The sequence below is a fragment of the Enterococcus sp. FDAARGOS_553 genome (genome assembly GCF_003812305.1).
Taxonomy (GTDB): Bacteria; Bacillota; Bacilli; order Lactobacillales; family Enterococcaceae; genus Enterococcus_D; species Enterococcus_D gallinarum.
In genome coordinates this window covers 1,214,599-1,237,863 of the sequence record NZ_CP033740.1, presented here as the reverse complement: position 1 = coordinate 1,237,863, position 23,265 = coordinate 1,214,599, and the positions used below count along the sequence as shown (strand labels likewise).

The following is a 23,265-nucleotide window of genomic DNA, read 5'->3' as shown; positions in this document are numbered from 1 at the left end:
ATCCAAAGAATATTGCGTAAAGCTGCTGTGCTTTTATCACACAGCAGCTTTCGTTGAATCACTTCTTGGTTGCTGTCCTATGAGCAGACTCTTTTTATAATTTAAGAATTCTCTATTTTTTCATGGAACTTTCACTTAATCAATTCGCTTTTCTTGTAGAATATGGTATGATTTAGCCGATCTATCATTTTTAAATCATCATAAAAGGAGCCTTTAAATGACACGATCCAACAAACACACACATACTCAGAGTAAGACGAAAAAGATCGTTCTGATCGCTATCGCTGCCGTTCTAGTCGTGATTGCGGGCGGATACGCTTATCGAAGTACATATTATCAAGACCGTTTCTTGCCAAATACCTCGATCGATGATATTGACATCAGCAATAAAACGGTCGCTGAAGCCAATGATTTGTTGCATGACCGTTACAGCAAACAGTCTTTTACAATCAAAGAAGGCAATACGGATTGGAAAACCATCAATTTGGCTCAATTTGGTTTGCAAACGGATTTTACAAAAGAATTGGAAGATTTGAAAGATGAACAAAACCAGTGGACATGGGGAATGGCCTATGTATCTGCTGCAGAAGATAAAAAACTAGGTACCGTTTCTGTTGATCAACAAAAGTTGACAAGTGAAACAGCCACAATCAAAGAGGCTTTAGAAACCTTAAATGAAGGTCGGACCGCTTCTAAAGATGCCACATTGAAAAAAGGAGATGATGGCTTCTCGATTGAGCCAGAAGTTGTTGGTGATGCCATTGACGTCGAACAAACTGTCACGGATTTACAAAAAGCAATTACTAGCGGCGAAAGTGAATTGGATTTGACTGCGTATCAAAAGAAACCTAGCGTTACTTCTGATGACAAAGAACTAGCAAAAGAAATGGAATCATTGAATAAAATTGCTCAAGTAAATGCTAATTATTCCATCAATGGCTCAACTTTCCAGATTCCGACCGCAACAATCATGGATTGGCTCTCTTATAAAGATGGAAAAACCACGATTGATGAAGAAAAAGTACGGAATTATGTAGCAGATTTAGGGAACCAATACAACACAAGCACCAATGCTTCTACGTTCAAAAGCACGAAACAAAGCGAGGTATCCGTACCAGCTGGGACACTAAGTTGGACGATCCAAACTGATTCTGAAACAAGTGCATTGATCGAAGCCTTAAAGACTGGAGAAGACTTTACTCGTTCTCCAGTGGTCTTGGGTAGTGCAGATCCAAGTGGTCCACTGTTTGGAAACACTTATATCGAAGTTGATTTAAAAAATCAACATATGTGGTATTACAAAGACGGTGCAGTCGCTCTTGAAACAGACATCATTTCTGGAAAACCTAAATCACCCACTCCTACAGGTGTATTTTACGTTTGGAACAAAGAGCGGAATGCTACATTGACCGGCGAAGATTATTCTTCTCCTGTTGACTACTGGATGCCTATTGATTGGACCGGCGTTGGGATTCATGATTCAGATTGGCAACCAGAATATGGTGGTGATTTATGGAAGACCCGCGGGTCTCACGGATGTGTCAATACTCCGCCAGGTGTGATGAAAGAATTATTTGGTATGGTAGAAGTAGGAACGCCTGTTATCGTTATTTAATCTATATAATCCAAAAAGGACGGAGAATTATTTCTCCGTCCTTTTTTATACCCGATTCTGGTTTCTGATCGTAATCGTCAGTACAAAAAGTAATATGCCCGATACGACCCAAATCGTTCGGTGAAAAAGAAACATACCTAATAAACTGCTGCTGACTGCCCCGAAGAAAAATCCTCCGATGATCATCGCGATATACTTGATCTTATAATCTACAGTAGCATCTTTTTTGAAGAAACGCTGATAAAGATAATCCGCCATTGAACGCAAATTTCCGGTCGTCATCGTCGTTGCATAGGGCATTCCAGCTAATCTGCGATAAGAAGCATATTGGATGGCTGCAAAAAAAGAAAGTCCAGAATCCACAAAGACATTTGGCAATGTCTGAGCAAAAAATCCTAAAAGAAAAATACCGAGTGCTTCAAAGAAGAGGGCTACATTTTGCCAAACAATTCTACCACCTGTTGGGAAACGATGCTGCAAGCCATTAGTCACTATGATCCCTATCAAAAACAGCAAAATTGGCGGTAAATATCTGGCAGCCTGTCCAAACTCTCCAGATGCCAAATTGATTCCTAACAAAATGACATTTCCTGATTGCATACTGGCAAACACTTCTCCATGAAAGAGATAAGTATATGCGTCTAAGAATCCCCCTGCCATTGCTAAGGCAACTCCTACTGGTAGACTTTCATGCACCACGATATCCGGTTGTCGTCTATTCGGATCATTTATTTTACTGCTGTGATCTGCTTGCATCTTTTCCGCCTCTATCTTTACTTTACTATTTCTAGCTGATTGATTGCATTTTAGTTATGGTTGCTGTTAAAAAATAATCTCATTTTCTTTTCTTGCCTCGCTTTTGCCAACTAAGAATCCCCCAACTAAGTAAGACAGCTGTCAGTGCTCCAGCTGAATCGAGCATGACATCTTGGAACAAAGGTGTACGGCCACCGGTCAACATTTGATGGTACTCATCCATCCCTGCATACCCTGTTGCTGCCAACCAGCCAAAGAAAGCTGACAGCCAATAGGGAATTTTTCGATAGCTCAATGATAGAAATAAGCTACCTCCTAATACAAAGTAAGTAAAGAAATGAGCCCCTTTACGAATAAAAAATTCCACAAAAGAAAAATAACCTTTTTCGGCAATACTGATTTCAGATCCTGCATAAGAGAAAGCGAATTTGCTCAACCATTCTTTCAATGGCTCTTCTTTTAACAGGCGAGAAAGCAAACCGACTTGTGATTGTTGTTCATAAGTTTGTGACGAACTAATAAATAAAATCACCATCACAGCTACCGCAATCGTGAAATAAAAATTTGGTTCTTTCCACATTTTTTTCATCATCTCAGCCCCTCATTTTCTAATCTTACCATTTTCAGTATTCTCTGCAACTACTTTTCGAAGGGTGTGCTATACTTATTACCATCTGATAAACGAAAGGAGCAACACCCAAGATGACTTATTCTCTCAACTGGGACCTTGATTCGATTTTTTCAGGCGGCAGCACGTCTACCCAACTGCAAGAACGAATGTCCCAACTAGATGCACAAATCAAAACTTATCGCACAAAAGTAGATGCGTGGCAACCCGACAATGCCTCTCAACCAGAGGAATTAGCTGAATTATTATCATTGTCCGAAACAATCAGTAAAGGATTTTCTCAGTGCAGCAGCTTTATCAATGCATTGCTATCTGCCAACGTTAATGACAATCAGGCAAAATTACTTTCGGGCGATCTCTATGCCAAATTACCAATGCTACAAGCAGCCGAAACAGTTTTTTCGAAAAAATTGACAGAAATTTCTGATGAAGACTGGGAGACACTATTGAAAGAAGAACCCTTTGCGACTATCGCCTTTCGTTTGAGCGAAATTCGTCGCGACGGCAAGGAGCTTTTGTCGGAAGCAGAAGAAACGATTATTAACACACTTTCTTTAGACGGACTAAATGCTTGGAGTCAGCATTATGATACGATTGTTGCTTCGATTGCGATTCCATTTACCCGGTCGGATGGAACAACGATTACTCTTTCAGCTGGTCAAGCTTTCAACAAAATGATGGGTGACCCAGATCCTGAAGTTCGTGCTCAACTATTTGCGGAGTGGGAAAAAGCTTGGGGAGAAAAAGAAGATTTATTTGCCGATACATTGAATCATCTGGATGGATTCCGTCTCTCCAATTACAAACTGCACGGTGTAGATGACTATCTGAAGGAGCCTCTCGAGTATAATCGCCTGCAAAAAGCGACATTAGACGCAATGTGGGGAACGATCCAGAAGAACAAACAACCGATCGTGGACTTTTTGACACGAAAAGCCCAATTATTCGGAAAAGAAAAAATGGAGTGGCAGGATCAAGATGCTCCGATCATTTTAGGTGAAATGAAGGAACGTACCTATACATTCGATGAAGCAGCTGCTTTCATTTTAGAAAACTTTAAAAAATTCAGTCCCAAAATGGCTGATTTTGCGCAAGAAGCCTTTGAAAAAAGTTGGATCGAAGCAGAAGATCGTCCTGGCAAACGTCCTGGCGGTTATTGTACAAGTCTGCCTGAAACAAGAGAATCACGTATTTTCATGACTTATAGTAATTCCGTCAATGAGGTAGCCACTTTGGCGCATGAGTTAGGTCATGCTTTCCATAGTAGTGTTCTTTGGGACTTGCCGCAGCTTAATCAGGATTATGCGATGAATGTGGCTGAAACTGCAAGTACCTTTGCCGAACTAATCGTTGCTGATGCAACATTGAAAGAAGCAAAAACAAAAGAAGAAAAAATCAATTTGTTAGATGCCAAAATGCAAAATGCCATTGCCATGTTCATGAATATCCATGCCCGCTTTATTTTTGAAAACAGTTTTTACCAAGCACGGCAAAAAGGGCTGGTTTCTGCTGAACAAATCACAGAAATGATGGTGGCTGCACAAAAAGAAAGTTACGCCGATGGATTAGCTAGCTATCACCCACATTTCTGGGCGGCAAAACTACATTTCTTTATTGATGATGTTCCTTTCTATAACTTTCCTTACACATTTGGCTATCTTTTCAGCATGGGAATCTATGCTTATGCCAACCAAAAAGGGACGAGTTTTGAAGAAGAATATATTGCTTTGTTACAAGACACAGCTTCTATGCCGACGGAAGAATTGGCCCAAAAACATTTAGGCGTTGATCTGACAAAACCTGATTTCTGGCAAGCCGGAATCGATCGGGTCTTACAAGATATCGATACCTTCATGGAGTTGACAGAAGAATATTTATAACAAAAAACAAGCGCAGAAATCTGCGCTTGTTTTTTGTTACTATCAACTATTTAATAGTGTTAATCCGATAGTTAAATACCCCGCATAGAGACACCAAATCAGATAAGGTACAAAAAGATAGGTGGATCTTTTATCGATTCGGGCAAATAAAAACATACAGACGATGACTGTCAAAACCAATAAGACGATAACCACTGTTCCTACCCAATAAAGATTCCAGCCAAAAAAGACAATACTCCACAAAAAGTTCAACACTTGCTGGATACCAAAGAAGATATAGGCTTGTTTCTTAAATGCTGGATTTACTTTCGCAATGATGAGTAAAAACAAAGCTGTTCCCATAAAGGCATATAAAATCGTCCAAACGATACCAATAATCCCTCCTGGAGGTGCCAAAAACGGTTTGTCCATTTGGGCATACGTCGCAGCAATATCACCCGCGAACAAGCTGGAAATAATCCCAGTAATCTCGATTCCTACCACACAAACAAGCCAAAGCAAAAATTTCATTTCTATCGCTCCCTTTCGTTCTCCACTTTTCTTCCGCTACTCGGTTAAATGAATCTAGCAACGGTTTGCTGCTTTTGCCTTAGTTTCTAATATTATGGTATCATTCCTACCTTCATTTCAAAAAAGTAATGCTCGTCTCAAAGAGATCGTTGGTCGATTTCAGCTCTAGTTGTCTGATAACGACCTGCTATACTTGCTTTGTTGTTGGGCAACATATTTATAAAGCGAACCATAACGGCTCTTGTACCCTTTCTTCCAAGGCTTGTCTTTACCACAAAAATGCAGCAATACAGTATGATCGATGACCCAGTCTAAGTCCCAGTGTCCTAGGCTGATCGTTTCATATGTACGGTTTTTTCTTACATCATAATTATATAGTTGGTCTGGAATTCCCAAGATCCGATCCCCATACAGCCCATTTAGAATATCTTGATCCGGTAAAAATAAATTCAATTGATTCTTCTGAATAAATGCCGCAATCTCTTTTTCTTTTACTTCTTGACGTAACTGAGTCAGATTCATCAGCAAAACGCCCGAATTGAAATATCCTTCAGACTCATAATTTTTGAGACGCACTTTATTGATGACTGTCGTAACCTCTGTTAATTTTGAATGGTTTGCTGCCGCATAAAGATGATCTTCAAGCGGTAATTCATATAGCGGCTGCAAATCGTTGATACACAATATGTCTGCGTCTAAATATAAGACCTTATCTAGATCTTTCGGCAAATAATTTTGGGCCAATAACCGGTAATAGATCGACTCTGGATAACGATCACTGACAGGGGCTTGTTTAAAAATAGATCCTGTACCGATAATGACTGGATGGTAGACAATTCCCAGTCCATGACAAAATTGATTCAATTTCTCTGTCTGAGCAAGTTCCTTCTCTTGTAAAACAAATGCATCCAATCGGCTTGCCGATGTGTGCAACCAAATTGAATAGAGGGTTGTTTTTAATTGTTCTACAAACGTATCGTCAATCGCAAACAGCAGGTTCATACTTTTCTTCACTCCTTAAGCAATCATTGAAAACTGCTTGTATCTATCTTCGTACTATTAGTATACCTGATTCTCAGAATCTATACGAAAACAAACCATTCGGCCATCAAAAACAAAAAAACCAAAGCAGCGAGCACTTTGGTCGTTATGGTTTTCGATGATTTAAAAGATCTGGTTTCATGTCTAACATGGAATACCCGCGAACATCATACCGATTTCGGCTTCTTGAATAATCGATCGGTCTTCCCGATTCTAAATAAATAATCTGCTCTAATTCCAAAACTGGATCATCCGATTGACACTTCAAATATTGACGATCATACTCATCACTTTTCGCTGCTTGAAATGTCCGATAAGCACCGGCAAACTTATAATTCAACTCTTCTAACAAATAATCATATACCGATCGATGCAAGATTTCTTTCGTTAATCCCGTCACTAAATCTACTGGCATAAACGAATGTTCCAAAATATAAGGTTGCCCATCTAATATTCGCAAACGAATCACATGATACACCGGCTCTTCCGCAGCGACTTTCAACATCTCTTGTACTCTGCTATCTGGGAAACAGACTTCGAAGGTAATTACCTGACTTTGTAAATCTCTTTTTTGCATTTTCATCTGGTAACTAAGTCCTTTGTATTCGTTTACAGAAGACGTGTCACGATCCCAAAAAGAATGGTTCAACACTTTCGTCCCAGATCCTCGTTTCGAAAGCAACAGTCCCTCCATGATCAAAATATTGATGGCATTCTTAATGGTCATCCGACTGACACCAAATTCTTTTACTAACTCCGTTTGATGCGGCAGAAAGCTCTCTTTGGGATAAGTTCCATCTTTGATTCTTTTTCGAAGGACATCTGCTATCTCAACATACTTTGGCACAACATTCACCTCACATCCTATTAATTAAAAAAGACTGCGGCATAAGCAACAAAGACGACTACCCATCCTGTTGCTTTAGCCACCAACTAGCAACTAAAGCAACAGGATTGTCATTTTCATTCGTTCGGGTAGTTTCGTCTTGTTCTGACTTATGTCCCAGCCTAATTTTGATCGGTTAGATTTCTTTCAGACGACGATTTTCTTGGATCTGTGCCATCTTCACGAATGGAAGATAGATCACGATCGAGATAATCAAATTAACTGCAGCTAAGATTCCGCCAGCAATGCTTTGTGTTGACAAGATCCCACCAATGATCGGTGGTGTTGTCCAAGGCGCAATAACGGTACATGCTGGTACCAGTCCTGTTGCTGTGGCAAAATATGCAGTTGAAACTAATACAAGTGGTGTCAAAACATAAGGGATGAACAAAATTGGATTCAACACGACTGGCAATCCAAACATCACTGGTTCATTGATCATAAATACCCCTGGAGCCAATGATAATTTCGCTACAGTCATATAGGCTTTATGATGACGAGCAACCAAGAAAATTGCGATCAATAAGCCTAATGTTGCACCGGTACCACCTATATTAACAAATGAATCAAAAAACGGCTTATTTACAATATACGGCAATTTGTCTCCTGCTTCAAGCGCTTTCGTATTCGCTTCGATAGCTGGAATGTTAATCGTTTGCATAAATGGATCGATGATATTTGCACCATGCAAACCAAAGAACCAAAGGAAAGCAGAAATGAACCCTAGTAGCAATGCAGCTGGATAAGAGTTTGCCAATCCCATGAATGGTTGTTGCACAAGCTCATAGAAAGATAGAACCAAACTTGATACGCCGAATGCTTGGAAGATTGCTGTGAACAATGCAAAGATCGAAACAGTGATCATTGCTGGGAACAACGCTGCAAAAGAACGAGAAACTGCAGGTGGTACACCATCAGGCATGTTGATCACTAGACGAGGATTGCCTGCCAAACGACGGAAGATCTCAGTAGAAATAATAGCAACGATCAATGCCAAAAATAATCCTTGTGAACCAAGACCCGCAGCTGTCAGCAAACCATCAGCATCTGTGGCCATTGCACCTAATGCAAAAAAGCTGGCAACTGAAATTGCTCCTGCTCCTAATGCATCTTGGTCATAGCTCTTGGCCAAGTTATAAGAAACTGTGAATGCAATCAATAAAGCTAAAATAGAAAATGTACCTGCAGATAAATTATTGCCAAATGCTTGCCAGGTGCCTTCACCAAAAATACCGTTCATAAAATCAATATAAGCTGGAATAGGCAAATTATTGATCAATACCCCAAAAGATCCCAAGATCATCAATGGCATCGTTACGATAAAACCGTCACGAATCGCAACTAGATGACGTTGTGAACCGATTTTGGAAGCAATAGGAATAAAATGCTTCTCCATAAACGCGATAAACTTATTCATTTTTTTCTCCTTTCAAAAACCATCCTATAATTTAGTGAAACCGATTTCCTCTATAGAATACCACGCTTACATTTATAAGTCTAGTCTTTTTATTTATAAAACTGAGCATGGATTATACAGTCCTATTCTTTTGCTATAGACAGCACCATTTTTTGACAATAAAAAAAACACAGTGAAGCAATCTTCACTGTGTTTTGAATCAAAAGCCGTTATTGTCAGAAACTTCTTTGTACCAACGGCCAGATTTTTTAATAGTGCGCTTGGCATCATTATTCAAGTCAACAGAAATGAAGCCATAACGATTCTTGTAGGCATTCGTCCAAGACCAGTTATCCATACATGTCCACATATGGTAGCCAACACAATTGGTCCCCTCTTGGATTGCTTGGTGGACATATTTCAAATGTTCCTTGACGAATTCGATGCGATAATCGTCCTCAATGATTCCTTCATCATTGACAAAACGTTCTTCCCCTTCAACGCCCATGCCATTTTCAGAAATGTAGCATTTGATATTGCCATAATTCTCACGGGTATTGGTCAAGATATCATAAATCCCTTTTTCATAGATCTCCCATCCACGATAAGGGTTCATTTTTTTGTCAGGTTTATCATAATTATCAAAATAATCATCTGGTAATGGACCATTCGTGTGGTCGATCGGTGTTTCTTTTGCCATAATACGACGAGGCTGATAGTAATTGATGCCTAATAAGTCAATCGTGTTTTCTTGGATGATCACTAAATCTTCTGCTTCATGTTCCGGTATCATGTCTAATTCTTTGATGATCGTGACTAATTCTTCGGGAAATGTCCCTTTAACTGCTGGATCCAAAAAGGAACGGTTGAAGAAGGCATCGGCGATTTGGGCTGCTTTAACATCCTCCGGGTTTGCTTCATCTCTCGGATAGCTAGGTGTCAGATTCAAGATAATCCCTATCTCTCCACCCAATTCTAGCGCATGATATTCCTTGATTGCTTTCGCGCTCGCTAAGGTTTCATGGAAACCGGCTTGAACAGCATGCTTCATGTTGATTTCGTTTGGATAGTGGAACTGATAGAGATAGCCACCTTCTATTGGAACGATTGGTTCATTATGAGTGAACCATTTTTTGACTTTTGTACCAAACAATTCAAAACAAGTTTTGGCAAAAACGACGTAAGCCTCAACTGTCTCACGACTTAACCAACCGCCTTTTTCCTGCAAGGCCATCGGCATATCAAAATGATACAAGTTGACGAAAGGTTCAATCCCATTTGCAATCAATTCATCGAAATAATCATGATAAAAAGCCACAGCTTCTTGATTAACTTCGCCAGTTCCTGCTGGAATCAAGCGACTCCACTGGATCGATGTCCGAAATGTATTGTGTCCTGTTTCTTTCATCAGTTGAATATCTTCTTTATACCGCTTATAGACTTGGGATGTTTTTTCGGGGCCTACACGGTCAAAGAATTTTCCTGGTTCTTGCTCATACCAGTAATCCCAAATACTGGGTCCTTTTTTGTCTCCTGGAAAAGTTCCTTCTGTCTGAGGACCGCTGGCAGCAGAACCCCACCAGAATCCTTCTGGAAATTGATACGTCATCTTTTTTACACTCCCTATTCATGCTTGATACCGTAATCATAAAGGAAGCACTACCAAAAATCAATCTTTTTATTGGATAATGTATAGACATTTAAAATAAAACATGATACATTATGAATTGTAATCGATTGCAAAAAGTTGTTAGGAGTGATTTTTAATGAACGGTTTTATGGATAAAATATCTGAAAAAATCTTGCCGCTAGCCAATGCGTTAGGGCAAAACCGCTACCTCACTGTATTACGAGATGCGTTCATGCTTTCTTTTCCCATTACGATGTTTGGTTCAATCGTAGTGGTTATCAACAATCTGCCTTTTTTCAATGATGCAACGAAAGGCACTCTAAGTACCCTGTTCGGTAATGGACAAAATGCAACAATGAGCATCATGACAGTTTTTGTTACTTTTGGTATCGGCTATTATTTGTCTAAGTCTTATGATGTTGAAGGGATCTTTGGAGGCGCTGTATCTTTTGCAAGCTTTTTGATTCTAACACCATTTTTCATGACTACAGAATCAGGTGAAACAATTACTGGCGTGCTATCTCTTGATCGCTTAGGTGCCAAAGGTATGTTCATCGGAATGATCGCTGCCTTCTTAGCTGCTGAGATTTATTGTCGCGTCACAAAACGCGGTTGGCAAATCAAAATGCCTGATGGGGTGCCACCTGCAGTAACGAAGTCATTTGCTGCTTTGATTCCAGCGATCGTTACGCTAACCATCTTTTTGATGATCAATGCGATCATGACCGGCGTCTTCCATGCGAACCTTCATGATGTAATCTATGAATTGATTCAAAAACCGTTAACAGGTCTTGGCAGCAGCTTGCCTGCTACACTATTGGCACTGTTCTTGGTTCAGTTCTTATGGTTCTTTGGTCTTCATGGGCAAATCATTGTCAACTCTGTCATGGATCCTATCTGGAACACATTGATGTTGGATAATTTAGAAGCCTATCAAAATGGCGAAGCATTACCTCATATCGTGACGAAACCATTCATGGAAACTTTCACGGTTGGTTTAGGGGGTTCTGGAATGACGCTAGCTGTTGTGATTTTGATGGCTTTTGTCCTAAAGAAAAAACAATACCGCGATGTTGGTCGTTTGGCTCTTGCTCCTGGTATCTTCAATGTAAATGAACCTGCTATTTTCGGAATGCCGATCGTACTGAATGCAACGATTTTGATTCCTTGGGTAGTAGCACCCCTAGTGGTGACAACTTTCAATTACCTTGTGATGGCAGCTGGTCTAGTTCCAGCACCAACTGGTGTGTCCGTACCTTGGACCGTGCCAGTGATCGCTAGCGGTGTGTTAGCAACCAACTCTTGGTTAGGTGGCTTGCTACAAGTCATTGATGTAGTACTTGTTGGTGTGATCTGGTATCCATTCTTGCGTATTTTGGATCGTCAACAAGAAGCTTCAATCAGTTAAAACAAAAAGACTGGCAGGTCAATCAACCTGTCAGTCTTTTATTTTAAAAAAAGGCTGCCGATTCGGATTGTCGAAATCGCTTTTTTCAGCTATACTCTTTGCGAGGTGAGGAGATGCCAAAATATCAAGAAATTGCCAATATTTTAAGAACAAGAATCAGAAATAAAACCTATCCTCCAGATAGTTTATTACCTAATCAAATAGATCTCGTTGAAGAGTTCCAAGTGAGCCGCATGACCATCAAAAAAGCGATCGGGATTCTCTCTATGGAAGGACTTGTCTATTCTCAGCGAGGAGCTGGAACTAAGATTTTGAATCATCCTTTCGTGGATCGAGATACGACAACATTAACGGAATATGTCGGCTTATCCACTGAAATGCGCAAAGCAAATCGGCCATTGACTAGTGAAGTCATTGATTTTCAAGTGGCTTTTCCGAACAAGGAGATCCAAGAAAAACTGATGCTGACAGAAGAACAACCCGTCTATAAGATCATTCGTCTGCGAATTTTAGAAGGCAAACCATTTATTCTGGAGCATACGTACATGCCGGTCCATTTAGTTCCTAATCTAAAACGTTCTCACTTGGAAACTTCTATCTATCAGTATGTAAAAGAAGAACTAGGCATTCAATTTGTCGGTGCTTATCGGACGATTTCTGCGGATAAAAGCTCGTTATATGATCAGAAATATCTGGCTTGCGATCCAACCGATCCAGTATTAGAAATTCAACAAATCGTTTACCAAAAAAATGGCTCACCGATCGAATACTCCCGCAGTCGCAACCGTTATGATACGCGGGTATATTCCTATTTAGACGTTCAACGATAACAAACAGCCAAAGCGGCGCAGTAAAACTAGACAAAAGAACAACCAAAATATAGAGAAAAGATTTTTCGGTTTTTGGGTGTATTAGTCTTGTTCACTGCTCGCTTTGACTGTTTTTATTTTTGATCCATTGCTTTACTTGCTCTCTTCTCGATGTTTATCAGATAGTAAGTAAACGATAAGGCGTATCTTTTAACGCAGCTGTCACCGTTTGATCTGAGGCATCGCCTGTGACGGTCGCAGTTTTCTTGTTCAAATCAACTGTAACTTCGGTAACACCGACTACTTGAGCAAGTGTTTCTCGTACCGTTTTTGCACAGCCTTCGCATTTCATGCCGTCGACTTGATATGTTTTTTTCATAATGATCCTTCTTTCTTCTCTATTTTGTTATTGGTTTCTTGCTGCTCGTTTACTGACTGGAGTGAACCGTTTTAAACGTAGCGCATTCAATAAGACGGAAACTGAACTAAAACTCATGGCTGCCCCTGCAATCATCGGATTCAAAAGCGGTCCGCCAAAAAGATGCAGTAATCCCATGGCAACAGGGATTCCCAAAACATTATAAGCAAATGCCCAGAAAAGATTTTCTTTGATATTCTTGATGGTTGCTCGACTCAATTCCACTGCAGTCGGCACATCCATCAAGTCACTACGCATCAACACGATATCTGCAGATTCAATGGCGACATCCGTTCCTGAGCCAATGGCGATACCGACGTCTGCTTTGGCTAAAGCTGGTGCATCATTGATTCCGTCACCTACCATGGCAACTCTTTGTCCAGTTTGCTGCAGTTCTGCCACTTTAGCTGCCTTATCTTCTGGCAACACATCACTAATGACTTCATCGATACCTACTTGATCAGCAATGGCTTGTGCTGTTCGCGAATTATCCCCTGTGATCATCGCCACTTTGATGCCCATTTGATGCAGACGTTCAATGGCTTGTGCGCTGCTTGTTTTCACCGTATCGGCCACAGCAATCAACCCAATCAATGCGCCGTCCATGGCAACATACATTGGTGTTTTCCCTTGGTTTGCTAAGCCTTCGGCAGATGCAATTACAGATGAGACATCTATTTGTTTTTGATCCATCAACTTTTTATTTCCTAACAGCACGTCTTTTCCATCCAATCTTCCCGTGATTCCATGACCAGGGACGGCTTGGAAATGACTAACTGAAGAAAATGTTAATTTCTGTTGTTTGGCAGCGGCTACGATAGCTTCTCCCAGTGGATGCTCCGATCCATCTTCTGCAGAAGATGCTAGCTGCAAGACCGTTTCTTTCGTATGTTCGCCATAAGGTAAAAGATCTGTCACAACTGGTTTCCCTTCTGTGATCGTCCCGGTTTTGTCAAAAACGATCGTTGTGATGTTGCGAGTCGTTTCTAATGCATCACCGCTTTTGATTAATACACCATTCTCGGCGCCTTTCCCAGTTCCCACCATGATTGCCGTTGGTGTTGCTAATCCTAAGGCACAGGGGCAGGCAATGACTAATACCGAAATAGTGATCGTCAGTGCAAAGATCCACGACTCTTGTCCGAAGAAAAACCATGCCAGTCCTGCTAGTAACGCTAAGCCAATCACGATCGGAACAAAAACACCCGAAACTTTGTCAGCTAATCGTGCAATTGGGGCTTTCGAACCTTGGGCATCTTCCACTAGCTGGATGATCTGTGCCAGAGTGGTATCCTTGCCAACTTTTGTCGCCTGATAGCGAAACGTACCCGTTTTATTGATACTCGCTCCAACAACTGAATCACCAGGTTGTTTCTCCACCGGAAGGCTCTCTCCAGTGATCATTGACTCATCCACTGCTGAATGTCCTACTATCAGTTGTCCGTCCACAGGAATTTTTTCACCGGGACGAACAATCACAATATCGCCAGCCACGACTTGCTCGACTGGCACTTCCATTTCTGAATCATTTTTTAAGATCCGAGCAGTTTTTGGTGCTAAATCCAATAATTTCTTGATAGCTTCAGAGGTCTTGCCTTTTGATACGGATTCAAGGTATTTGCCTAGTGTGATTAATGTGAGGATCACCGCAGCTGATTCATAGTATAAATGCATCGCGAAATGCGTCTCTCCTAAATAAACCATGACCGTTCCATACAAACTATATAAAAAAGCCGCACTGGTTCCTAAAGCAACCAGAGAGTCCATATTAGGATGCCCTTTGAACAACGCTTTGAAGCCATTGCTAAAAAAAGCACCGCCAAAAATCATGACAGGGAGCACAAGGATCAATTGTGTACTAACAAATGCTACAGGCTGTGTCATAGGGTTCAAAAAGGAAGGGAGCGGCAGACCGATCATTTCGCCCATTGCTAAATAAAATAATGGCACGGTAAAAATGGCAGACAACCAAAATCGTTGCCATAACTTTTGAATTGGGTCTTTCTTTGCCGATTGCGGCTCCGCAGTTTTTTCGCCAAAAGCTTGATATCCTGCTTTAGCTACTGCCTCTTCAATGGTAGCTGTATTAAGTTGCTGCTTGTCGTAACGAACTGTCAATTTTTCCGTGGCTAAATTGACAGTAGCCGCTTGAACACCTGCAAGTTTGTTCACGGCTTTTTCAACTGTCTGGGCACAAGAAGCACAGGTCATCCCTTCAATCTGGAGTGTTGCTTGCTGCTGATTTCCTATAAGAGAGTAGCCGGCATCGGCTACTGTTTTTGCTAAGAGTTGTTCATCTACCTGCGTTTCATCGTAGCGAACGTGAAGTTTTTCCGTCGCCAAATTGACGGAGGCTTCTTCGATACCTGTGACTTTGCTGACGGCCTTCTCGACCGTCTGAGCACAAGAGGCACAGGTCATTCCTTCGATTGCATAGTTTCCTTCAGCCATTTTTATTCCTCCTTAATGAAATATCGTACTGGGTTCCTCAAATAAGCGAAAGAGGCTACCTTTTGATTACAAATGTAATCTCTACTCTTCTACTTTACCTCCACCGTTTACATTTGTCAACGATTTTCATTCTACAAAAAAAGTACGCTTCTTTTTTAGAAACGTACTTTTTATTTTGCTATGAATTAACTATTTTGTCCATTGGTCTTGATCACTTCTTGATACCAATAGAAGCTGTCTTTTTTATAACGGGTCAAACTACCGTCTTGATTTTCGTCTTGATCTATATAAACGAAACCATAACGTTTTTGGTAGCCATTCAACCAGCTTAATAAATCAGTAAATGACCAAGTACAGTAACCTAGCACCTCTGCACCATCACTGATTGCTTCTTTGATTGCATGAACATGGCTTGACAGATAATCGATGCGGTATTGATCATGAATCTGATGATCGTCTGTCAACTTGTCATATTCGCCAAGTCCATTTTCAGTGATCATCACTGGAATCCGATAGCGGCTAGTGATACGGCGTAACGCCACTCGCAACCCTTGAGGATCAATTTCCCAATCCCAATTGGTACGATCAACAAATGGATTTTCGACTTTTTTGAACATACCAGGTGTTCCTGTTTCTTCTGAACTGCCTTTTTCTCCAGTTGTATTCATTTTACCAGCGCCTACCCCATCTAACGGATTTGCTGCGTTAGTGGCAGTTTGGTAATAATTAATCCCTAAGAAATCCGGTTTTGCCGAACGCAATAGTTCCATATCTCCTGGCTCAATCGTTGGCGCGATCCCCTGTTCTTTCAAGAAGTTCATTGCTGCGATCGGATATTCGCCCCATAGGTAGACATCCATCCAATAATGCGCCATCAAATCTTCCGCATTTTCTGCTGCCAAAATATTTTTGGGATCACTGTTGATCGGATAGTTTGGTGTGTAAGCAAAGCTAGGTCCGATTTTACCCGGAATCTCCATCTCATGAAATGTATTGATTACAGAAGCATTAGCTAAGTTGGCAATATGATTCACTTCATACATTCGTTTAGGATCAGTGACACCTGGCGGATGAGCAGCTAATAAATAGCCTAGTGAGGTAAACACATTTTGTTCATTCAGACTGACCCAGTATTTGACTTTGCCGCGAAATGCTTCGAAAAGTCTCGCAGCATAATTAGTAAAATCTTCAATGATTTGGCGAGATTCCCAACCACCGTAAGCTTCTTGTAACGCTTTAGGCAAGTCCCAATGATAGAGCGTAACCATTGGTTCGATCCCTGCAGCAAGCAGTTCATCGATCAAAGCCAAGTAGAAATCTAGTCCCGCTTGATTGACTTCTCCTCGGCCTTCTGGAAAAATTCGTGTCCAAGCAACAGAAAAGCGGTAGGTTTTCAGCCCTTGTTCTTTCATCAATGCCACATCTTCTTTGAATCGATGATAGTGATCGACTGCGACATCACCGTTGGTTCCTTTAAATGTTTTTCCAGGAATGCGCACAAAATCATCCCATACAGAGGCGCCTTTCCCATCTTCTTGCCAAGCCCCTTCGACTTGGTACGCTGCAGACGCAGAGCCCCATAAGAAATCTTTGGGGAAATCTTTTAATTGTTTATGAAACACACAGGTTCCCTTCTTTCTTTCAATAATTCAGAATGTTTCCTTTCTAAGTATACCGATAAAAAAGCGGTTTGTCATGGAAACGCTGCATAATTTTGTCACTGCTTGATTGAAAAAGAAGAGGCGGCGACAAAAGGCCTGCTACAAACTGCGAACCGTGTCATTGTGTACTTCTGCGATTCAGCAAGTTTTCGGCGCACATAGACGCAACTATCTGTTGGATGCCCCAATTCTGCTACTATGCGTGGGTCTTTAGTCCAACTGCTAAGCTGCTTCTTCTGAGTCAAGCTATTCGTTGCTTATTCATCAAACTGTGCTTGGTAAAGGGCTGCATACGCACCTGCTCTAGCTAATAATTCATCATGAGTCCCTTGTTCGACGATATTACCGTTTTGGACCACTAAAATCACATCTGCGTGACGGATAGTGGAGAGACGATGAGCGATCACAAAGGACGTTTTGCCCTTCATCAGCTCAGTCATTGCCGTTTGGATCAACCCCTCGGTCTGGGTATCGACATTTGATGTGGCTTCATCTAAAATCAAGAGATCCGCATCCAAAAGCATCGCACGAGCAATGGTCAAAAGCTGCTTTTGTCCTTGCGAAATCCCGCCACCATCTTCTGTGATCAGTGTGTCATACCCTTTTGGCAATTGTTGAATGAACTCATGGACATGGGCTGCTTTAGCCGCTGCCTCTACCTCAGCAAGAGTCGCGGATGCTTTACCGTAAGCCAGGTTTTCAAAGACAGTTCCAGTAAATAACCAAGTATCCTGCAGCACCATCGCATAGCTTTTGCGCAAGCTGCTGCGCGTCGCTTTTTTGATGTCCTGTCCATCTAAACGAATCACTCCTTGATCCGGATCATAAAAACGCATTAAGAGATTCACGATCGTGGTCTTACCTGCCCCGGTTGGACCAACGATAGCGACTAAACTGCCTGGGGCAACGTCCAGCGATAGGTCCTTAATGATCATGCGATCCTTTTGATACCCAAAGGAGACATGATCCAATTGGATACGCCCGGTTACTTCTGTAAACTCATAGGCATCAGGAACATCGGAGACTTCCGGTTCTTCATCCAACAAGCGAAAGATCCGTTCTGCTGCTGCCAACGCGGATTGCAAATCGCTAAAGATATTGGCCAGCTCATTGATCGGTCCAGAAAATTTACGAGAGTACAACACGAAGGAGGAGACGCTTCCTAAAGAGAGACGACCGAATAAAAATAGCAGTGCGCCAAAGACACTGATCAGTGACAACGAAACATTGTTGATAAAGTTGATGGACGGTCCCGTCATGCTGCCATAATATTCTGCATTGTAATAAGAGGAAACTGCGGCCTGATTTTTTTCATCAAATCGTTCAATGATCGGTTCTTCTTGGTTATAGATCTTAATCGTTTGCTGACCCGAAAGAATTTCTTCTACAAATCCGTTCAATTCCCCTAGCTTTCGCGAACGACGCCGAAATAATGGCTGAAATTTCTTCATTAAATAACGAGTCAATAGAACCGAGGCAGGCACTGTCACTACAAAAATCAAAACGAGCACTGGAGAGATCAGCAACATCATAATAAACGAACCAATAATGGTGACTAAGCTACTCAGCACTTGGATGGCATCACTAGCTAATGATGTATTGATCGTATCGACATCATAACTGATTCGACTAATGATATCGCCTGTTTGGATACGATCAAAGTAGCCGATCGGCAATTCAGAAATTTTGTTGAAAATCGCTTTGCGCATGGACTGGACGACACGTTGACTCAGACGGATCATCAATAATGAGATCAGATAACTTAACACTGCTGAACAAAGATAAAAAGCAATCATCCATCCGCAATAAAAGAATACTCGGTGAAAAACAACTTTTCCTGGACCTGGCTGGATGGCATCAATGGCATAACCGGAAAGCAGTGGACCTACTAAGGAAAACAGATTGCTAGCCATCATTAAAACTGCTGATAATAGAAGAAGCCATTTCGCTTCATACAAATAGTGCCAGAGACGCTTCACAGTTTTTTTCGTCTCTTTTGGTTTTTCGGCGACTGTCTTGCTAGGCATTGATTCTTCCTCCTGTCTGTCCATGATAGATTTCCTGATAGATGGTATTCGTCGCCAGTAATGTGGCATGATCGCCGAATCCACTCATGCGGCCATTTTCCAACACAAGAATCTTATCTGCATGCTGGATCGAACTGATTCGTTGTGCAATCAAAATCGACGTTGTGTCCGCAAATTGTTGTTTAAGTACTTGGCGTAGTTTGGCGTCTGTCTGATAATCCAATGCACTGGCTGAATCATCCAAGACTAAAATTTGTGGTTCACCAGCTAATGCACGGGATAGGAGGACTCGTTGCTTTTGACCACCGCTTAGATTGCTTCCTTTCGCATGAAGTTCATAGGCCAGTTGTTGTGGCAATTGCTGGATAAATTCCTTTGCTTGTGCCCTAGCGGCAGCTTCTTCGATTTGTTCTTTTGAAAAGCGGCGCCCAAAATCAATATTTTCTTCGATCGTATCAGCAAAAAGGATGTCTTTTTGCAAAACAATGCCAAAATATTGGTGCAGCTCTTCGGGATCCAGTGAGCGGATATCACGGCCATTGATGCGGATCTGTCCATTGGTCGGATCGTATAAACGCAGCAGTAAGCGTACAATCGTTGATTTACCACTGCCGGTAGCTCCGATGATTCCTAACGTCTGTCCCTTGACTAGAGAAAAATCGATTTCCTTCAGAACGGACGTACCATCAGGATAAGTAAAAGAAACGTGGTCAAATACAATGTGTGCTTCTTCGTCTCTTGCCGGAAGGGGAACGACCTTCATGTCTTCTGGTAGTCGCAGTACCGCTTGAATACGGTCTGCGGAAGCTAATCCTTTCGAAACGATCACGAAAATTCGCGTGATGCTTAACATCGCATTGAGAATGATCGTAAAGTAGGTGAGAAAAGCAATAATCACCCCTGGCTGCGTCAACCCGGCATTCACCCGATAAGCACTCACTAAAATCACCAATGTCAATCCCGCATTCAGAAAAAAATCCATTAAAGGTGGTGTGGCAGCCATCGTCCGGTTCGCCCTTGTTTCTGCCGCAACGACTGACTGATTGACTCGCTGAAATCGTTGTTTTTCATAGTCTGCTTTCGATAATGCTTTGATCACACGAGCACCCGTCACATTTTCCCGGACGGTGCGAACTAGCGTGTCTACTCGCTTTTGCAATTGCGCAAACAATGGGATTCCTCGCTTCGAAATGATAACAGCGGCAACTAATGTGAAGGGCAAAACTCCAACTAATACGACTGTTAGCACTGGATCTAAAGTAGCTGTGATCAATACGCCTCCTAATAAGAGGATCGGCGCCCGAATGCCAAGTCGTTGGATCATGCCTACTGTTTGATGAATATTGTAAGTATCCGTAGTCAACCGCGAAACCAGCGAAGGGATACCGACTTGTTCGATCTGCGGAATCGATAAATAGGCCACTTTGGCAAAAAGATCATGACGTATGTTGCCAGTAGCGTCTCTGGCAACACTGGAAGCCATCCGATTGGCAAGAATATTTGTTACAACAGCAATCACAGAACACAGCAGCATCACACCACCCCACAAGAAAATGGCGGAAACATTTTTTGTAGGAATGATTGCATCAATGATATAGGCTAAGATCCATGGCAACAGCAGATCCATCAAAGACCCAAAAAACTTGATACTGACCCCGAGAGACATACGCCCAATATACGGGTGCAAATATTTTTTTAGTAACTTCACTGAACCTCATCTTCTTTCTTTAAAGCACGCTGTGAGTTTTCTTTTACTAGTTGTAGATCTGCCAGCAATTTTTGCTGTTCTGTTTCAGAAAACCCTGCTAAGGCTTGCTCATTCCACTGTTTCAACAATTTTTGGAGGATAGGTTGCATCGCCAACGCTTTATCGGTTGGATAAACGAGCAGTCGCCGCCCATCCAAACTGCTCGTTTGCCGACGAACATACCCTTTTTCTTCTAAGACTGCTAACTGGCGAGCAACATTGCTTTTATTGACAAAAATCAACTGACCTAAAGCTTCTTGACTGATCCCAGGGTTACGACAGACATTTAAAATGTACGTATGATGCATGGGACCTAACCCATATTTTTTTAGTTCCCTTTCCCGGTACAATGCGGCTAAACGGGCAATGTGGTTGATTGAACGAATGATTGACTCCATAATTTTTTCTCCTTTACATGCAGTAAGGTAAATACAGTAGGTTCAGTATAAAGATAATTAGTTGCGCACGCAACTAATTCCAAAAAAATTTTTCTTAAAAAAACTTAGACGCCAGAGAAGTGCTGGAGTGTTGCCCACTACAGTTGCTCCTCTGGCCTCTAAGCCAATTCATTATTCTTTGCTGTCGGAAAGCGGCCGTCGGCATTTGTTCCCTTGATTATTTTTGGCGTCTAACTGCAGCAAACAGCTGCCGCTTTTTCCAAAGAAAACCGAGAGCCAATAAAACCCATGCAGCCATTGTCACCCACAGTCCCCAGTCAAAATACCACGGCGCATCATAATCCACGATCAGCTCGTTGAGCCCTGTCTGTTGCTTAACAGTCACTGCCCCTATCGTACTCACTTTGATGTCAGAACGCTTCAATGGCTGTCCGTTAAGCTGTAAGGTCGTTCGTTGGTAATTGATGACCGGCAACGCCTTCCAGCTAGAATCTTCTCCTTGCCAGCGCAAAATCAACTGTCCATTAATAACCGCTTTTTGCACTGTCGTATTCTGCTTGATGATTTGTTCCCCGTAAGCATCGTATTTATTTTCCTTTGTGTCACGATAGATGGGAACATAATCGGGGGTTGACCGTTGGAACAGCACCAGTGCCTTCGCTTTGTCTGGACTGAAATAAGCCGCTTTCAGCGTCTGCTGATCAGAAACAAACAGATAGGAGTGGTTTCTGATTTTCACCGCGGAATCGCTGGATTGCCACTCACTCATCTTAGTACTGGTTTGAAACATAATCTGGCCCACACTGACAACTAAAAGCAAAATCAGCCAAATCGGCCGATTCAGACGGCTATCCGCTAAATAGGGCCGCAAAAGACACAATCCTGCAAGAATCAGCACTGTCGCAGGGACAAAAAAGCGAAACGGAAATTGAATCAGTTCAATCAATGGATTTTCGAGACTAGATAACCATTGCCATGGCAAATAGTTAGACGATAACAGGAAAAAAATGCCGGCAACGACAGTCAACAGCTTCAATCCATTGGGGATCTCTTGCCATTTTTTTAAAGCTCCGGCAAAAAATAGCCCACAGACCAATGGGAAAAGGTAGGGCGATGTCCACCAGTAACTGCTGGTACCCGTAATCGTATTTCGCTCCATGTGGTGATTGACGAATGGTGGCAGTAACTGATTGCTTTGATAAAGATCAAGCATTGCCAGCCAAATATTGGCAGTCAACAGCAGAAAAATCCCAATGGCGGCGAATAAATGAAGCAAGAGCCGCTTTTTACCTTGGCTTTTCAAAAAAGTGCGCAAAAAGAAAGGGATATAGATCAAAACCAATAAAATACTCGAAAAAACATGGATTTGAAACAGCGCAGCTACTGACACGCCCACAGCAAAGGGACGGATCCGTTGAAAGCGCGTCATATCGATCAATGGAATGAAACAAAAAGGCAATATTGCTGCTCCCCAAGCCGAAAACCCTTGTCGTTCGACCCAATATTGGATCGAATACGTGGTCATAAAAAGGATGCCCATGCCTACAGATAACCAGCCCGAAACTTTCAATTTTCGCAGTAACGTGTACATTGATGTTCCTGCCAAAAGGTACAGCAATCCATTTGATAAGAGTTGGTATTGGAACCAAGAACGACTGATCAAAACTAATAATCCTTGAAAATAGGCAAAAAATGGTCCATACAATGCATTGACGATCCGACCAGATTGCTGAAAACCATAAATGGAAAGAAAGTATTGATAGTTTCCTTCTTTGATTTGCTGGCTCGTCTCATAAAAACGATTAAAATGAAAGACGGCGTCCGAACCTAAAATCAAGCCACGACCGAACAATTGCGGCAACAATAGCAGCATACTTACACAGAAAATAACGAGCAATTGCAGAACTGTCGGCTTGAATAAAACTGTTTTTTTCACTAAATGACCTCCTTGCAAAACAGTTCTTATTTTTTAGAATAACAGAATTGTCGGATAAGGTAAAAAAT

General features: G+C 41.7%; 18 protein-coding genes. 4 read left to right on the top strand and 14 right to left on the bottom strand.

Annotation, left to right across the window (positions count from 1 at the left end; all coding sequences use genetic code 11):
- Positions 1-217 precede the first annotated feature (217 nt).
- Complete coding sequence (locus EGX73_RS06365; protein ID WP_123866831.1) at positions 218-1,615, top strand: L,D-transpeptidase family protein; 1,398 nt, start codon at positions 218-220, stop codon at positions 1,613-1,615.
- A gap of 45 nt (positions 1,616-1,660) precedes the next feature.
- On the opposite strand, the gene EGX73_RS06360 is transcribed toward EGX73_RS06365, so the two are convergent.
- Positions 1,661-2,371, bottom strand: a complete 711-nt coding sequence (locus EGX73_RS06360) for a YoaK family protein (protein WP_003129120.1) — start codon at positions 2,369-2,371, stop codon at positions 1,661-1,663.
- A gap of 79 nt (positions 2,372-2,450) precedes the next feature.
- Positions 2,451-2,960 carry a VanZ family protein gene (locus EGX73_RS06355; protein WP_003129119.1) on the bottom strand — a complete coding sequence of 170 codons (510 nt, stop codon included), beginning with the start codon at positions 2,958-2,960 and terminating at the stop codon, positions 2,451-2,453.
- A 113-nt stretch (positions 2,961-3,073) separates the two neighbouring features.
- Here EGX73_RS06355 and EGX73_RS06350 point away from each other — a divergent pair, with 113 nt between their 5' ends.
- Positions 3,074-4,879: a M3 family oligoendopeptidase gene (locus tag EGX73_RS06350; protein ID WP_005472935.1), complete on the top strand. Its 1,806-nt coding sequence runs from the start codon at positions 3,074-3,076 to the stop codon at positions 4,877-4,879.
- 42 nt (positions 4,880-4,921) lie between these two features.
- Here the strand turns inward: EGX73_RS06350 and EGX73_RS06345 are convergent, their stop codons facing one another.
- The 5 genes from EGX73_RS06345 to EGX73_RS06325 form a co-directional block, all read right to left on the bottom strand.
- A complete protein-coding gene (locus EGX73_RS06345; protein ID WP_003129117.1) occupies positions 4,922-5,389 on the bottom strand; it encodes a TspO/MBR family protein in 468 nt (155 codons plus the stop codon).
- A gap of 165 nt (positions 5,390-5,554) precedes the next feature.
- Complete coding sequence (locus tag EGX73_RS06340) at positions 5,555-6,391, bottom strand: glycosyltransferase family 8 protein (RefSeq protein WP_003129116.1); 837 nt, start codon at positions 6,389-6,391, stop codon at positions 5,555-5,557.
- Positions 6,392-6,536: 145 nt separating this feature from the next.
- Positions 6,537-7,277 carry a GntR family transcriptional regulator gene (locus tag EGX73_RS06335; RefSeq protein ID WP_003129115.1) on the bottom strand — a complete coding sequence of 247 codons (741 nt, stop codon included), beginning with the start codon at positions 7,275-7,277 and terminating at the stop codon, positions 6,537-6,539.
- Between the two features lie 175 nt (positions 7,278-7,452).
- On the bottom strand, positions 7,453-8,733 hold the full coding sequence (locus EGX73_RS06330) for a PTS sugar transporter subunit IIC (protein ID WP_003129114.1): 1,281 nt from the start codon (positions 8,731-8,733) through the stop codon (positions 7,453-7,455).
- A 199-nt stretch (positions 8,734-8,932) separates the two neighbouring features.
- On the bottom strand, positions 8,933-10,321 hold the full coding sequence (locus EGX73_RS06325; protein ID WP_003129113.1) for a glycoside hydrolase family 1 protein: 1,389 nt from the start codon (positions 10,319-10,321) through the stop codon (positions 8,933-8,935).
- Between the two features lie 157 nt (positions 10,322-10,478).
- On the opposite strand from EGX73_RS06325, the gene celB reads away from it, so the two are divergent.
- Together celB and EGX73_RS06315 are read left to right on the top strand one after the other, a co-directional pair.
- Complete coding sequence (gene celB, locus EGX73_RS06320) at positions 10,479-11,750, top strand: PTS cellobiose transporter subunit IIC (RefSeq protein WP_103300655.1); 1,272 nt, start codon at positions 10,479-10,481, stop codon at positions 11,748-11,750.
- Between the two features lie 113 nt (positions 11,751-11,863).
- The gene (locus EGX73_RS06315) at positions 11,864-12,580 is read left to right on the top strand and encodes a GntR family transcriptional regulator (protein WP_060813648.1); all 717 of its coding nucleotides are present in this window, start codon (positions 11,864-11,866) and stop codon (positions 12,578-12,580) included.
- A 157-nt stretch (positions 12,581-12,737) separates the two neighbouring features.
- On the opposite strand, the gene EGX73_RS06310 is transcribed toward EGX73_RS06315, so the two are convergent.
- The 7 genes from EGX73_RS06310 to EGX73_RS06280 form a co-directional block, all read right to left on the bottom strand.
- Positions 12,738-12,938 (bottom strand): heavy-metal-associated domain-containing protein, encoded by a 201-nt coding sequence (locus EGX73_RS06310; RefSeq protein ID WP_103300656.1) that lies wholly within the window; start codon positions 12,936-12,938, stop codon positions 12,738-12,740.
- A 27-nt stretch (positions 12,939-12,965) separates the two neighbouring features.
- Positions 12,966-15,428, bottom strand: a complete 2,463-nt coding sequence (locus EGX73_RS06305; RefSeq protein ID WP_123866830.1) for a heavy metal translocating P-type ATPase — start codon at positions 15,426-15,428, stop codon at positions 12,966-12,968.
- 185 nt (positions 15,429-15,613) lie between these two features.
- Positions 15,614-17,050, bottom strand: a complete 1,437-nt coding sequence (locus EGX73_RS06300; RefSeq protein WP_123866829.1) for a glycoside hydrolase family 1 protein — start codon at positions 17,048-17,050, stop codon at positions 15,614-15,616.
- Positions 17,051-17,346: 296 nt separating this feature from the next.
- Complete coding sequence (locus EGX73_RS06295; protein ID WP_005472949.1) at positions 17,347-19,116, bottom strand: ABC transporter ATP-binding protein; 1,770 nt, start codon at positions 19,114-19,116, stop codon at positions 17,347-17,349.
- Positions 19,109-20,824, bottom strand: coding sequence for an ABC transporter ATP-binding protein (locus EGX73_RS06290; RefSeq protein WP_123866828.1), 1,716 nt, complete (start codon positions 20,822-20,824; stop codon positions 19,109-19,111). The genes EGX73_RS06295 and EGX73_RS06290 overlap by 8 nt, the downstream gene beginning before the upstream one ends.
- Positions 20,821-21,261 carry a MarR family winged helix-turn-helix transcriptional regulator gene (locus tag EGX73_RS06285; RefSeq protein ID WP_123866827.1) on the bottom strand — a complete coding sequence of 147 codons (441 nt, stop codon included), beginning with the start codon at positions 21,259-21,261 and terminating at the stop codon, positions 20,821-20,823. The genes EGX73_RS06290 and EGX73_RS06285 overlap by 4 nt, the downstream gene beginning before the upstream one ends.
- A 217-nt stretch (positions 21,262-21,478) precedes the next feature.
- A complete protein-coding gene (locus tag EGX73_RS06280; protein ID WP_123866826.1) occupies positions 21,479-23,197 on the bottom strand; it encodes a hypothetical protein in 1,719 nt (572 codons plus the stop codon).
- Between the last annotated feature and the right edge of the window lie 68 nt (positions 23,198-23,265).